The organism is Halomonas organivorans (genome assembly GCF_014192055.1).
Lineage (GTDB): Bacteria > Pseudomonadota > Gammaproteobacteria > Pseudomonadales > Halomonadaceae > Halomonas > Halomonas organivorans.
Map to the genome: position 1 here is coordinate 39935 of NZ_JACHXM010000005.1, position 13503 is coordinate 53437.

Sequence of the window (13503 nt, forward strand, 5' to 3'; positions counted from 1 at the left end):
AATGAGCCGGAACATGCGCCGTCGGCGCTCTTGAGCGTTCAGCGCGGCGCGTCGTAGCGTCCCTCGCGGCCCTTCGAGAATACCACCTGCCAGAGCTGGAGGTGGCGAGCGCGGAAAGCGCCTGCACGCACTGACAGGCCGGAAATGAGCCGGAACATGCGCCGTCGGCGCTCTTGAGCGTTCAGCGCGGCGCGTCGTAGCGTCCCTCGCGGCCCTTCGAGAATACCACCTGCCAGAGCGGGAGGTGGCGAGCGCGGAAAGCGCCTGCACGCACTGACAGGCCGGAAATGAGCCGGAACATGCGCCGTCGGCGCTCTTGAGCGTTCAGCGCGGCGCGTCGTAGCGTCCCTCGCGGCCCTTCGAGAATACCACCTGCCACAGCTGGAGGTTGCGAGCGCGGAAAGCGCCTGCACACACTGACAAATAATACCGGAACATGCGCCGGGTGCGCTCGTTGTAGCGGTCGGCGATCTCGTGCCAGCGGGCATCGAAGTTCGCCAGCCAGGCCATCAGAGTGTGGTCGTAGTCGGCCCCGAAGTTCTGCCAGTCCTCCATCAGCAGCTGGCTCTCGCTGGTCCTGGCGATGTGTACGGCGGAGGGCAGCACGCCATTGGGGAAGATATAGCGATTGATCCATGGGTCGGCACTGATGTGCGAGCTGTTGGAGCCGATGGTGTGCAGCACGAACAGTCCCTCGGGCGGGAGCAGGCGGCTGACCGTCTCGAAATAGGTGTCGTAGTTGCGATGTCCGACATGCTCGAACATGCCGATGGAGACGATACGATCGAACTGTCCCTCCAGATCACGGTAGTCCTCGAGCAGAATCTCGACGGGCAGCCCCTCGCAGCGCTTCCTGGCCAGTTCGGCCTGTTCCCGGGAGATGGTGATGCCGGTCACCTCGACGCCGTGATGGCGAGCAGCGTGTTCCGCGAAGCTTCCCCAGCCGCAACCGATGTCGAGGACCCGCATGCCGGGTTCGAGCTGGAGCTTGCGGCAGGCCAGCTCGAGCTTGGCGCGCTGTGCCTCGAGCAGGGTATCGGCGTCCTTCCAGTAGCCGCATGAATAGCACATGGTCTCGTCGAGCATGCGTTGGAAGAGGTCGTTGCCGAGGTCGTAGTGGGCTTCGCCGACGATGTAGGCGCGAGCGCGGCTTTGCAGGTTGAAGAACCCGGCCTGCAGCCGGTACATCAGCCGCTCCGACGTGGACTGTGCATGTTCGCCCAGGCCATGGGTCAGCAGCCTGTGAGCCATGTCGTCGATCCGGTCGCAGTCCCACCAGCCGTCCATGTACGCCTCGCCGAGGCCCAGGGTGCCCTGGTGAAGTACCCTGGGAAAGAAGTCGGGATGGTAGACGCGAATGTCCTGTGAAGCAGGCCCGTTCAGGCCGACGCCTGAGCCGTCGAGCAGTTTCTCGACGACGCGTCGGGCGCGGGAGTCGGGCAGGGCAATGGGGCCGAGTCGTGGGTCGCTGGTCATGTCTCCTCCTGATCCTTCAGACACGGGTGGCAGCCGGGACAGTCACTGGCGTGATGCTTTGACTCTTAGTCTCCTATTACAAGGCGTTAGCATAGACCAGACCCAATTGTTCCTGACAATCGCTGCTTTTGACGTTTTATATGAGGACAGCTGAATGAAAGTCATCGTGGATCTTTGTGTGGTACCGATGGGCGTCGGTGTTTCCGTATCGCCGCATGTCGCCGCCTGCCAGGAAGTGATCGAAGCGTCGGGGCTGGAATATCGCATGCACGCCTATGGCACCAACGTCGAGGGGCCGTGGGACGAGGTCATGGCCGTGGTCAAGCGCTGCCATGAGCGAGTGCACCAAATGGGAGCGCCGCGAATCACGTCCACGCTCAAGCTGGGTACGCGTACCGATCGAGAACAGGGCATGGACGACAAGGTCGCGAGCGTCGAGGCCCTGCTGGGCAGCCGATCATCACCGTAGGTGTCATGTTTACTTTACGGCTTGTCAGGAATGCTTGCCGCCTCGGCGGCGCGAATCATGGGGTAGCCAGGGGTGTAACGAAAGTGTGACGACCGCTGGGTCGGCAATGGGGTCCAGGCGGACTGGAGCGCCGGTCGCGGGCATTCCGGCAGGGGCGGGGGGCCACTAGTCTGGGGGCATCCAAGGGCCGAGTGCCCCGACGACAACCACAACGCCATCCGGAGGTTCTGCATGAACGCCCCTGCCCAGACGAGCCAGCTCGACACCGCCAATCCCATCGGCACCGACGGGTTCGAATTCGTCGAGTACACCGCCCCGACCGCCGAGGGCATCGATGCCCTGCGCCGGCTGTTCCTGCAGCTGGGCTTCACCGAGACCCGCAAGCATCGCTCCAAGGAAGTATTCCTGTTCCAGCAGGAGCACATCAATTTCGTGCTCAATGCCGAGCCGAACAGCCAGGCCGCAGAATTCGCCCGTGTCCACGGCCCGTCCGCCTGCGCCATGGCCTGGAAGGTCGCCGATGCCAGGCAGGCCTTCGAGCATGCCGTGTCCTGCGGCGCCAAGCCGGTGGACATCCCGGTAGGCGAGGGCGAGGTCGGTATCCCGGCCGTGGAGGGTATCGGTGGTTCACTGCTCTATTTCGTCGATCACAAGCTCGACGGCGATGGTCGCACCATCTATGACATCGACTTCGCGCCGATCGGCGATTGCACGCCGCAGGATCATAGCGTCGGCCTGCAGGTGCTCGACCACCTGACCCACAACGTCGATCGCGGCCAGATGGATGTCTGGGCGGACTTCTACACCCGGGTAGCCAACTTCCGCGAGATCCGCTATTTCGACATCGCCGGCAAGAAGACCGGGCTGCACTCTCGCGCCATGACGGCGCCCTGCGGCAAGATGCACATCCCGATCAACGAGTCCGCCGACGACAACTCGCAGATCGCCGAATTCCTGCGCGAGTACAACGGCGAGGGCATCCAGCACCTGGCCATGGCCACCGATGACATCTATGCCACGGTGCGGGCGCTGAAGGCCAACGGCATCCAGTTCCTGAGCACGCCGGACACCTACTACGAGAAGGTCGACCAGCGGGTGCCCAACCATGAAGAGGATCTCGAGTCCCTGCGCGAACTGAACCTGCTGGTGGACGGCGCGCCCGAGCAGGGTGTGCTGCTGCAGATCTTCACCGAGACCGTGATCGGTCCGATCTTCTTCGAGATCATCCAGCGCAAGGGCAACGACGGCTTTGGCGAAGGCAACTTCAAGGCCCTGTTCGAATCCATCGAGGAAGACCAGATTCGGCGCGGCGTGCTCAAGGCCGACGACTGATCCGTTCGATCGGACCGGTCGATCGAGATGACCGGATCCGATGGGCAGGGTGTCGAAAGCTAGAACAATCCCCCGACTCCCTGCCCATTCACGACAAAATCCGTCACAATATGGCCCTGCCGTGGCCTCACCCCCTGTGGCGGGCGACAACAACAGTTCCGTGATCCCTGGTGTGACATGACAAACGACGCACAACCTCGTACTCAGTGGCTGGGCCGCTGGGGCTTCGTCCTGGCGGCGACCGGCTCCGCGGTCGGCCTGGGCAATGTCTGGAAGTTCCCCTACATGACCGGCGAATATGGCGGCGGTGCCTTCGTGCTGGTCTATCTGGCCTGCATCCTGGCGCTCGGCGTGCCGGTGATGATGACCGAGATCGCCCTCGGTCGACGCGGCCGCGGTAGCCCCATCGATGCCATCCGTCGCGTGGCGGCCGAATCCGGTGGCGCCTCGCTGTGGTCATTGCTGGGCTGGATGGCCATGCTCTGCGGGTTCATGATCCTGTGTTTCTACGTAGTGGTGGCCGGCTGGTCGTTCTCCTATCTGTGGAAGATGCTCAGCGGCGGCCTGGCGGGCTCCAGCGTCGACGACATGGCGGCGATCTTCGGCGCCAACAACGAGAGCCCGCTCAACCTGGGCTTCTGGAGTACCCTGGTCACCCTGGCCACCATGGTGATCGTCGGCAAGGGCGTTCAGGCCGGCATCGAGAAGAGCGTGAGCTGGATGATGCCCGGCATGGTCGTGATGCTGTTGATCATGATCGCCTATGGCGCGTTCTCCGGCGGCTTCGGCGATGCGCTCCACTTCCTGTTCGCCTTCAATGCCGGCAGCCTGTCCAGCGAAGGCATGCTGGCGGCGATGGGGCATGCATTCTTCACCCTGTCGCTGGCCTCCGGCGCGATCCTGACCTATGGCAGCTACCTGCCGCGCAATGCCTCCATCGGTCGCACCACACTGACGGTGGCGGTGGCCGATACCCTGGTCGCCCTGATGGCAGGCCTGGCCATCTTCCCGGTGATCTTTGCCAACGGCATGGAGCCGGGCAGCGGTCCGGGGCTGATCTTCATGAGCCTGCCGCTGGCCTTCCAGGCCATGCCGCTTGGCACGCTGTTCGGTGTGCTGTTCTTCATCATGCTGTCGATGGCCGCGCTGACCTCGTCGATCTCCATGGTCGAGGCTACGGTCTCCTGGCTGACCGACAACAAGGGCATCTCGCGCCGTGCCGCGGCCTGGGGTACCGGCATCGTGCTGTGGATCATCAGCACCCTGGCCATGCTGTCCTTCAACGTCGGCGCCGAGTGGACCCTGGCCGGCAAGCACTTCTTCGGCTGGCTGGATTACCTGACTTCGCGCTGGATGATGCCGCTGGGGGGCCTGGGCATGGTGCTGCTGGCCGGCTTCGTGCTCAAGAGCGAGACGCTGCGCGAGGAGCTCGGTCTTTCTCCGGCCATGCATGCCCTGTGGCTGTTCATGGTGCGCTACGTCAGCCCGCTGGGCATCGTGGTCATCTTCGTCGATGCCCTGGGTATTGCCACTCTCGACTTCGGTGAGCAGTGGCCCTGGCTGCTGCTGGTGCTGGCCGTGATCGCCGTGATCGGTGAGCTCGCCAGTCCCCGCTTGAAGCGTGTGCTGAGCGCCTGAGCCCCGTCGCTGCAGGTTCCGCACGGCCCCCGCCTGTGGCGGGGGCCGTGTCGTTTGTTGGTGCTGAGGCCGACCCGGTGGTGGATCGGTTATATGCTTGCGCCCAGTGAAGAGTGGCATTCGTCCGGCGAATTAATTACTTTATTGCATATAAAGCTCTTTTGACTTCGAGATATTGGAATATGTGTGCCGCCTCTTCTCCCGTTCTACAGGCCCTCCGGCTGCCTCCCGAGTCGTCCTCGTTGGCACCCGGCCGAGTCAGCCTGGTCGGAGCCGGCCCCGGGGATCCCGAACTCTTGACCATCAAGGCCCTGCGGCGTCTGCAGGCGGCCGATGTCATCCTCCACGATCGCCTGGTCAGCGAGGAGATCCTGGCCCTGGCCGCTGCCGACGCTCAGCGGCTGTATGTCGGCAAGGCACGCTCCGACCACAGCGTGCCCCAGGAGGGCATCAACCAGGCGCTGGTGGAATGGGCGCAAGCAGGGAAGCGTGTCGTCCGCTTGAAGGGCGGCGATCCCTTCATCTTCGGGCGCGGCGGCGAGGAGCTGGAAACCCTGGTGGCGGCCGGCGTCGACGTGGAGGTGGTGCCGGGCATCACGGCCGCCTCGGGGTGTGCCGCCTATGCCGGCATTCCGTTGACCCATCGCGACCACGCCCAGTCGGTGCGTTTCATCACCGGGCACCTGCGCAACGGTACCTGCGAGCTGGACTGGCCGGCGCTGGCAAGTCCTGGCCAGACGCTGGTGTTCTACATGGGACTTGGCAGCCTCGAGCTCATCAGTGAGCGACTGCGCGCCCACGGCTTGCCGGGCGATACCCCCCTGGCGCTGATCGAGCAGGGCACCACGTCGCGTCAGCGCGTTCATGTCGGAAGCCTGATGCATTTGCCGTCGGCGGTCGAGTTAGGTAATATTCGACCGCCGACACTTGTCATCGTCGGCACGGTGGTGACGTTGCATGACGCATTGGCCTGGTTCGACAGCGAGCGAGCCGGAAGCCTGGGTTGGCTGCAGGGAAAGCACCCGACACCGTCTGACACGTCTCGAGGCGCCTGATCGCGGAGGAGGCCGGTCGGCGTACAAGTCGATGTGAGGTTGACGCATGGGGTATTCCGGCAAGGCGAGCCTGGCTCGCCCCAGAGGATGGCGTTTGTTGTTGTTGGCAGGTCTGGCGGTGTGGGCGCTGAGCGCCGCCGAGACGAGCCTGGCCCACCCGACCGACGGGCGAGCGGCGGCGATGCAGAAGGGGGTCGCGTCCTACTACAGCGACCGCTTCCAGGGCCGCACTACGGCCAGCGGTGAGCCCTTCGATCAGCGCGAACTGACCGCTGCCCATCGCAGTCTGCCGTTCGGTACCAAGGTGCTGGTCACCCGTCGCGATAACGGTCGACAGGTCGAAGTGATGATCAACGATCGCGGGCCATTCGTGAGCGGCCGCGTGATCGATCTCTCCAAGAGCGCCGCCCGCGCGCTCGGTATGTTGCATCGCGGCACCGCGCCCGTACAGCTGAGTCTCGCTCGCTGAGCGACTCAGGGAAGCCGACCAGGTCCGCACCCCGTGACGCGAGCCTGGTCGGCTGACTTTTTTTCATCCCCCCCTGCCTTTTTCCTGGGCGTGCTATTGCCTGGCGTCCGCTGGGCGTGTGGCGTCATCCTGGCTCGCCGTGGGCGCGAGCGATGCCTGGTGCCGCGTGAACTCTCGCTGCCAGCGCGTCAGCAGGGCTTGGCGTTTCAGGTCGTCGAGGGTGGCCAGCAGGCCGGGCCCCAGGGTGACCGGGCGCAGGGCGTCGCCGTGGCTGGAGCGCAGGGCCCAGGCCGTGCCGGGGCCGGTGAGGGCCGGATGAACGGCCCCCAGGGAGGTCTCCCGGGCAATCACTTGCTGGCCAGCCTTGCCGATCAGGAAGTCCATGAAGCGGCGTGCCTCGTCGGGGTGCGGCGCCTGGCGAGGGATCAGTGCCAGGCGCTGGGTGACCAGCGTGTAGTCGTCGGGGACGACCATTTCCAGGCCCGGATGCCGCTCGACCACCTCGCGGGCATAGCTCCCGAGCAGGTTATAGCCCAGCCAGAAGCGGCCGTCGATCAGGCCCTCGAGCATTTCCCCGGTGGTGGCCGCCAGGGCGGTATCCGTTGCACCGAAGGCGGCGATCAGGTCCCAGTAGCGCGGCGACAGCCGCGATTCCTCGATGGCATAGCCGTAGCCGGCCCCGCTCACGTTCGGGTCGTAGGTCACCACGCGTCCGCGTAGTACTTCCGGGTGGCGCTGCAGCAGTGCCAGCAGGTCGGCGTGGCTGGCGGGGCGACCGAAGCGCTCGATGAGCTCGCGACGCACCACCATGACGATCGGCTCGAAGGTGACGGCGAACAGTTCACGGCGCCAGCGGGCCCAGGCGGGCCATGCCCTGGCCTCCGGCGTGTTCAGCGGCTGGGCATGGCCATCGTTGGCCAGCCGGTACTGCCAGGGCATGGCCGAGGACATCAAGACGTCGACTTCGCCCGGTGCCTCGAGGAAGCGCCGATACAGGGGGAGGGTGTCGAGATTGCGGTAGGTCAGATCGATGGTCGGATAGCGGGCGTGGAAGTCCGCGAGAATCGGCCGCGCATAGGTCGGATCCAGGGCGCCGTGGATCACCAGGCGGCCAGGCGCCTCGCCGTCCATCTCCCGGGCCGGATAGTGGAGTCGTTCGTCGGCCGTGGCCAGGCTGGCGCCGCTGAGCCATAGCAGCAGAAGGCACAGCAGTCGGTGGATCATGATGCCTCTCCCGGAAATTGCAGGCTGACCTTGAGCCCTCGTGCCCCCGTGCCGTCGTCGAGCCGCAGTCGGGCGCCATGAGTGCGCGCGATGCCGTCGACGATGGCAAGCCCGAGCCCCGAGCCCTCGGGGTCGTCGCTGCCACGATGAAAGGGGCGCAGCATCAGCAGTCGCTGGGCCGCAGGGATGCCTGGACCGTCGTCCTCGACCTCGAGAACGGGCGGGGTGACGACGACGCGTACGGTGATGTGCCTGGCGCCATAGCGCCGGGCGTTGTCGATGAGGTTGCCTAGCGCTTCCTCGAGCTGCCAGTCGAGTCCCGGCACCGTCACGGGCGCCTCGGGTGCTTCCACGCCCAGGTCGATCCCGTCGCGGTGGCAGCCGGCCCAGTGTGTTCGCACCGCGTTGCGGGCCAGGGTGCCGAGATCGAGCGGCAGCAAGTCGGGCTGGTATTCGGGATTGTCGAGCCGGGTCAGCGAGAGCAGTTGAACGGCCAGGTGCGACGTGCGGGCACTGGTCGCCTGCATCGCCTCCAGGGCGTCGCGCCAGCGCTGTGGATCGTCCTGCCGCAGGGCCAGTTCGGCGCGGGCCGAGAGGCCGGCGAGCGGGGTGCGCAATTGATGCGAGGCGTCGCCGATGAAGCGCTCCTGGTTGGCTCGCACGCGGCGCATGCGGGCCAGCAGTTCGTTGAGGGTCTGGCGCAGCTCGGCCAGTTCCCGTGGCAGGGACAGCTCCAGCGGCGCCAGGGTGCGCGGGTCGCGGGCGCGAATGGCCCGGCGCAGGCGGGTCAGCGGCGTCAGGGCGCCGCGGATGGCCAGCACCACCACGACCCCCGCGAGTCCCGCCATGCCCAGGATGTAGACCAGGTTGGCCCGCAGCAGCTCGTTGGTGAGCCCTTCCCGCCCCTCCCGGGTATGCGCCACACGCACCTCGAAGCGTTCGCGCTGACGCCAGTCCTCCAGCCGCGAGCGTCGGATGCCCTGGCGCAGCTCGAGGCCGTGCCAGCTCAGGTCGCGGAAGCGCAGGGTCGAGGCCTCGCCGTCGGACTCGCGGGGCGGACCGGGCAGGTCGGCGTTGCCGGTGACGAAACGCCCGCGAGCGTCGTAGAGCGCATAGAAGACACGCTCCTCGGCATCGGTGGCGAGCATTTCCAGGGCGGCGGGTGGCAGGTCGAGCCACAGGCGATCGTCCTGCCACTGGACCTGTTCGGCGATGGCCAGGGTGGCGGCCTCCAGCAGGCGGTCGAAGGCGCGGTCGGCGGTGTGTCTTGCCTCGATCCAGGCCTGCAGCACCATCAGGCCGCCCAGTGCCATCAGCGGCAGCAGCAGCCAGGTCAGCAGGCGCCGATAGAGGCTGTTCGGCCGCGTCACGTGGCCTCCAGCAGATAGCCCAGGCCGCGCACGGTGCGCAGGGCCACATCGCTGCTTGCCAGGCGCTTGCGCAGGCGATGGACGTAGACCTCGATGGCATTGTCGCCCATGGGCTCGCCCTGGAAGGCCTCCTCGGCGAGTCGCGTCTTGTCCACCGGTTCGCCCGCGTGGCGCATCAGGCACGCCAGCAGGCGCTGTTCCCGCGGCGGCAGGGCCAGGGGTTCGTCCTCCAGGCTGAAGCGCTGGGCCGGGGCATCGAACACCAGCGAGCCGACCTTGAGGGGCTGGCCGCGCTCACTGCGCCGCAGCAGGGCGCGCACCCGGGCCTCGAGCTCGTCGAGGGCGAAGGGTTTGGCCAGGTAGTCGTCGGCGCCCAGGTCGAGCCCGCGCACGCGGTCCTCCACCGCGCCGCGGGCGGTCAGGATCAGCACCGGCGTATCGCGGTCGTGACGGCGCAGGGTCTCGAGCACTTCCAGGCCGCTGCAGCCGGGCAGGTTCAGGTCCAGCAGTACCAGGGCGATGCCATGATCGGCCCGGTCCAGGCGGGTTCTGGCTGCCAGGCCGTCGGCCAGGTGCTCGACCTCGTGACGCTCCAGCGCCAGGGTGTCCACCAGCGTTTCCGCCAGCAAGCGGTCGTCCTCCACCAGCAGCAGCGTCATGGTCACGGCTCCTCGGTTTCCGGGGCTTCGTCGAGGGCTGCCCTGGCCGCCTCCAGGGCCCGTCGCGCGTTGTCGGTGGACAGGCGTCCGGCGGGACCGGACAGCGACAGCCACAGCGGCGGCTCCCCGGGGCCGGTGGGCAGTGCCACGCAGGTCATGCTTCCCCCCGGCAGGAGGGGGCGGGGATCGTCGTCGCGCTTGACCGGCCAGCGGCTGCCAGGGCGCAGGTCATGGCGCAGGCTGGCTTCCGGCAGGGCGGTCAGCCGGCATTCCGCCTCGCCCGCGTGGCTCGCCAGCAGCGCGGCGGTTTCGCCGGTCTCGGCGGCCAGCCGGTCCAGCCAGGGCTGCACGCGTGCCGCCAGATGGCGTGAGGGTGCGTGGCGGCGCGCCAGGCGTACCGGGCTGCCGCCCAGACGCCAGCGCCCGTCCTCGCCGCGCTGCACGTAATCGAAGCGGGCCAGCGAGCCCAGCAGTCGCAGCAGGGTGCTCTTGTAGAAACCGGTGGCCTCGGCGAGTTCTGCCAGGGCGAAGGCGTCGCGTGGAGAATCGAAGACCTCGAGCACGGTCAGCGCGCGCTCCACGGCCTCGACACGGTCCTGGGCCATCTATCCTTACCTCAGTGACATGGGCGTCGCCGGTCTGCAACTTTGGTCGCAATCCGGCCCTTGGGCATTGACCCTCGACGAGCGGATGCCTAACTTTCTGCTCCAGGGAATGATGTTCTGCCTTACAGAATTGTAAGCCAGCCGTCAGCTTCCGACAAGTCCATCCCGATCCTTATCGAATTGCAGAGGGGACGATAACAATGTCCATCAGAACGCCGCTCACACTGATCGCCGTCGCCGCCGTTACCGTCAGCGCCGGTTCCGCCATGGCCTTCGAGCCGGAAGGCAAGGTCGAGTGCATCGCGCCCGCCGATCCGGGCGGCGGCTGGGATTTCACCTGCCGCAGCGTGGGCAATGTCCTGGAGGCGCTGGACCTGGTGCCGGCCAGCGTGCAGACCATCAACATGGCGGGTGCCGGCGGTGGCGTGGCCTATGCCCACACCGTCAGCAAGCGTGCCGGCGACGACCAGCTGCTGGTGGCCGCGTCCACCGCCACCACTACGCGCCTGGCCCAGGGCCAGTTCCCGGGGATGACCGCGGACATGGTCAACTGGGTCGGCGCCCTGGGCGCCGACTATGGCGTCATCGCCGTGGCCAGCGACTCCGACTACGACGACCTGCCGGAGTTGATGGAGGCCTTGAAGGAGGATCCGCGCAGCGTCAAGTTCGCCGGCGGCAGCGCCAAGGGCGGCTGGGATCATCTCAAGGTGCTGATCGCCGCCAAGGAGGCCGGTGTCGAGAACCTGCCGCGTATTCCCTACCTGTCGTACAACAACGGCGGCGAGGCCATGACCCAGGTGGTAGGCGGGCACGTCGACGCCTTCACCGGCGATATCACCGAGGCCCAGGGCTTCATGGAATCGGGCGACCTGCGGGTGCTGGCGGTGCTGTCCGAAGAGCGCCTGCCGGGCGAGTTCAGCGACATTCCCACCGCCCGTGAGCAGGGCATCGATGCCATCGGCCCCAACTGGCGCGGCTTCTACATGCCGGCGGACATCTCCGACGACGCCAAGCAGTACTGGATCGACGCCATGGACACCGTCTACGAGAGCCAGGAGTGGAAGGACGTCATGACCAGCAACGGCCTGATGCCGTTCCACATGAGCGCCGGTGAGTTCGAGCAGTTCGTCACCGACCAGATCGCCGACATTCAGCAACTCTCGCAAGACATCGGGCTGATCCAGCAATGACCTTCAACGACCGCATCTTCGGGGTGCTGTTGATCGTCCTGGCCGTCGCGTACGGCTGGGGCGCCACCCAGTTTCCCGAACCGTTCGGCGGGGCCGAGGGTGTCGGCCCCGAAACCTTTCCCTATCTGCTGGCCGCGGTGCTGGCGGTGTCGAGCCTCTACCTGATCGTGCGGCCCGATCCCGATAACGCCTGGCCGTGGAGCCGCACGGGCGTCGAACTGCTGATCGCCGTGGCGGTGCTGATCGTCTACACCATGCTGCTGCAGCCGCTGGGCTTCATCCTCAGCACCTTGCTGGCAGTGGGCACGCTGTGCTGGCGCATGGGCGCCACCCCGATCAAGGCCTACGTCACCGGCGGCGTCGCCGGCGTGGTGGTGTTCCTGGTGTTCAACTTCGCCCTCGATCTGGCCCTGCCGCTGGGGCTGCTGTCCTTCCTGGAGGTGAACTGATGGAAACCCTGGGTTACCTGATCGACGGCTTCGGCGTGGCGCTGGCGCCGCACAACCTGATGTTCGCCCTGCTGGGGGCCTTCCTCGGCACCCTGATCGGGGCGCTGCCGGGGCTCGGCCCGGCCAACGGCGTGGCGATCCTTATCCCGCTGGCCTTCTCGCTGGGGCTGCGCCCGGAAACCGCGCTGATCATGCTCACCGCGGTCTATGCCGGGGCCATGTACGGCGGGCGCATCTCCTCGATCCTGCTCAATATTCCCGGCGACGAGCCGGCCATGATGACCTGCCTGGACGGCTATCCGATGGCCAGGAAGGGCAAGGCCGCCGAGGCATTGGCGATCTCCGCCGTGGCCTCCTTCATCGGTAGCCTGATCGCCACCGTGGGGCTGATCCTGCTGGCACCGGTCCTGGCCGACTTCGCGCTGACCTTCGGTCCGGCCGAGTATTTCGCGCTGTTCCTGCTGGCCTTCGCCACCCTCGGCGGGATCACCGGCAAGAACCCCATGAAGACGGTGGTGGCCGCGGCCATCGGCCTGATGATCGCCACCGTGGGCATCGACAACACTGGGGTGCAGCGCTACACCTTCGGCGTGCTGGAGCTCTACGAGGGGGTCGACTTCATCATCGCCATCGTCGGCCTGTTCGCCATCTCCGAGCTGCTGTTCTTCATCGAGGAGAAGGCCGGCGGCGGCAAGGAGAAGATGACCGTCAACAAGCTGTCGCTCACGTGGGCCGACATCCGGGCCATCCTGCCGTCGAGCATCCGCGGCGGCATCCTCGGCTTTGTCGCGGGGGTGCTCCCCGGGGCTGGGGCGTCGCTGGGCAGCTTCATCGGCTACACCCTCGAGAAGAAGGTGGTGGGCAGCAAGGGCACCTTCGGCGAGGGTGACCCGCGCGGCGTTGCCGCCCCCGAGGCCGGCAACAATGGCGCCTCCTCCGGCGCGCTGGTGCCGATGCTGACGCTCGGCGTGCCGGGCAGCGGCACCACCGCGGTGCTGCTGGCGCTGCTGATCTCGTTGAACATCACCCCCGGACCGCTGATGTTCACCCAGAACGCCGATATCGTCTGGGGCGTGATCGCCGCGCTGCTGATCGGCAACTTCCTGTTGCTGGTGCTGAACATCCCGCTGGTGGGTATCTTCGTCAAGCTGCTCTCGGTGCCGCCGAAGTACCTGCTGCCGATCGTCACCATGGTCGCCTTCGTCGGCATCTACTCGATCAGCAACTCGGCCTTCGACCTGTACTTCATGGTGGCCTTCGGCGTAGCGGGCTACATCTTCCGCAAGTTGGAGATCCCGCTGGTGCCGATCATCCTCGGCCTGCTGCTGGGGCCGGAGATGGAGAAGAACCTGCGCCACGCCCTGGACATCTCCGACGGCAACTGGACCATCCTGTGGGACAGCGGCCTGGCCATCGGCCTGTGGGTGTTCGCCGGCCTGGGACTGATCCTGCCCTACATCGTCGGCCCGCTGCTGCGTCGGCGCATGAAAGTCCAGACCGGCACGGGCGGTCCCGAGGGCGACTGAGCCTCTCGCGGCCAGTCTGCACCACTCGACGGGGGCGTCGG

The 13503-nt window shown here is 66.6% G+C and carries 13 protein-coding genes; 8 read left to right on the top strand and 5 right to left on the bottom strand.

The features are described from left to right. Nucleotides 1-324 precede the first annotated feature (324 nt). Nucleotides 325-1476 (bottom strand): cyclopropane fatty acyl phospholipid synthase, encoded by a 1152-nt coding sequence (cfa, locus tag FHR96_RS07120; protein WP_183386977.1) that lies wholly within the window; start codon nt 1474-1476, stop codon nt 325-327. Between the two features lie 154 nt (nt 1477-1630). Between cfa and FHR96_RS07125 the strand changes: the two genes are divergently transcribed. The 5 genes from FHR96_RS07125 (at nt 1631) to FHR96_RS07145 (ending at nt 6439) form a co-directional block, all read left to right on the top strand. Continuing rightward, nucleotides 1631-1945 carry an MTH1187 family thiamine-binding protein gene (locus FHR96_RS07125; protein ID WP_183386978.1) on the top strand — a complete coding sequence of 105 codons (315 nt, stop codon included), beginning with the start codon at nt 1631-1633 and terminating at the stop codon, nt 1943-1945. Between the two features lie 231 nt (nt 1946-2176). Then, the gene (gene hppD, locus FHR96_RS07130) at nt 2177-3277 is read left to right on the top strand and encodes a 4-hydroxyphenylpyruvate dioxygenase (protein ID WP_183386979.1); all 1101 of its coding nucleotides are present in this window, start codon (nt 2177-2179) and stop codon (nt 3275-3277) included. Nucleotides 3278-3454: 177 nt separating this feature from the next. Further along, nucleotides 3455-4915: a sodium-dependent transporter gene (locus FHR96_RS07135; protein WP_183386980.1), complete on the top strand. Its 1461-nt coding sequence runs from the start codon at nt 3455-3457 to the stop codon at nt 4913-4915. A 182-nt stretch (nt 4916-5097) separates the two neighbouring features. Then, the gene (gene cobA, locus FHR96_RS07140; RefSeq protein WP_183386981.1) at nt 5098-5970 is read left to right on the top strand and encodes a uroporphyrinogen-III C-methyltransferase; all 873 of its coding nucleotides are present in this window, start codon (nt 5098-5100) and stop codon (nt 5968-5970) included. 181 nt (nt 5971-6151) lie between these two features. Next, complete coding sequence (locus tag FHR96_RS07145) at nt 6152-6439, top strand: septal ring lytic transglycosylase RlpA family protein (RefSeq protein ID WP_246392856.1); 288 nt, start codon at nt 6152-6154, stop codon at nt 6437-6439. Between the two features lie 93 nt (nt 6440-6532). Here the strand turns inward: FHR96_RS07145 and FHR96_RS07150 are convergent, their stop codons facing one another. From FHR96_RS07150 to FHR96_RS07165, 4 genes are read right to left on the bottom strand one after another with little or no spacing between them, the layout of a single operon-like run. Continuing rightward, a complete protein-coding gene (locus tag FHR96_RS07150; protein WP_183386983.1) occupies nt 6533-7663 on the bottom strand; it encodes an ABC transporter substrate-binding protein in 1131 nt (376 codons plus the stop codon). Continuing rightward, nucleotides 7660-9033: a sensor histidine kinase N-terminal domain-containing protein gene (locus tag FHR96_RS07155; protein WP_183386984.1), complete on the bottom strand. Its 1374-nt coding sequence runs from the start codon at nt 9031-9033 to the stop codon at nt 7660-7662. Before FHR96_RS07155 ends, FHR96_RS07150 begins: the two co-directional genes overlap by 4 nt. Then, nucleotides 9030-9692 carry a response regulator transcription factor gene (locus FHR96_RS07160; protein WP_183386985.1) on the bottom strand — a complete coding sequence of 221 codons (663 nt, stop codon included), beginning with the start codon at nt 9690-9692 and terminating at the stop codon, nt 9030-9032. Before FHR96_RS07160 ends, FHR96_RS07155 begins: the two co-directional genes overlap by 4 nt. A gap of 2 nt (nt 9693-9694) precedes the next feature. Further along, nucleotides 9695-10297, bottom strand: a complete 603-nt coding sequence (locus FHR96_RS07165; protein ID WP_183386986.1) for a helix-turn-helix domain-containing protein — start codon at nt 10295-10297, stop codon at nt 9695-9697. 200 nt (nt 10298-10497) lie between these two features. On the opposite strand from FHR96_RS07165, the gene FHR96_RS07170 reads away from it, so the two are divergent. From FHR96_RS07170 to FHR96_RS07180, 3 genes are read left to right on the top strand one after another with little or no spacing between them, the layout of a single operon-like run. Next, nucleotides 10498-11487, top strand: a complete 990-nt coding sequence (locus FHR96_RS07170) for a Bug family tripartite tricarboxylate transporter substrate binding protein (RefSeq protein WP_183386987.1) — start codon at nt 10498-10500, stop codon at nt 11485-11487. Beyond that, entirely contained in the window at nt 11484-11936 is a 453-nt protein-coding gene (locus FHR96_RS07175; RefSeq protein ID WP_183386988.1) for a tripartite tricarboxylate transporter TctB family protein, read from the top strand. Before FHR96_RS07170 ends, FHR96_RS07175 begins: the two co-directional genes overlap by 4 nt. After that, nucleotides 11936-13462: a tripartite tricarboxylate transporter permease gene (locus FHR96_RS07180; protein ID WP_183386989.1), complete on the top strand. Its 1527-nt coding sequence runs from the start codon at nt 11936-11938 to the stop codon at nt 13460-13462. Before FHR96_RS07175 ends, FHR96_RS07180 begins: the two co-directional genes overlap by 1 nt. Nucleotides 13463-13503 lie beyond the last annotated feature (41 nt).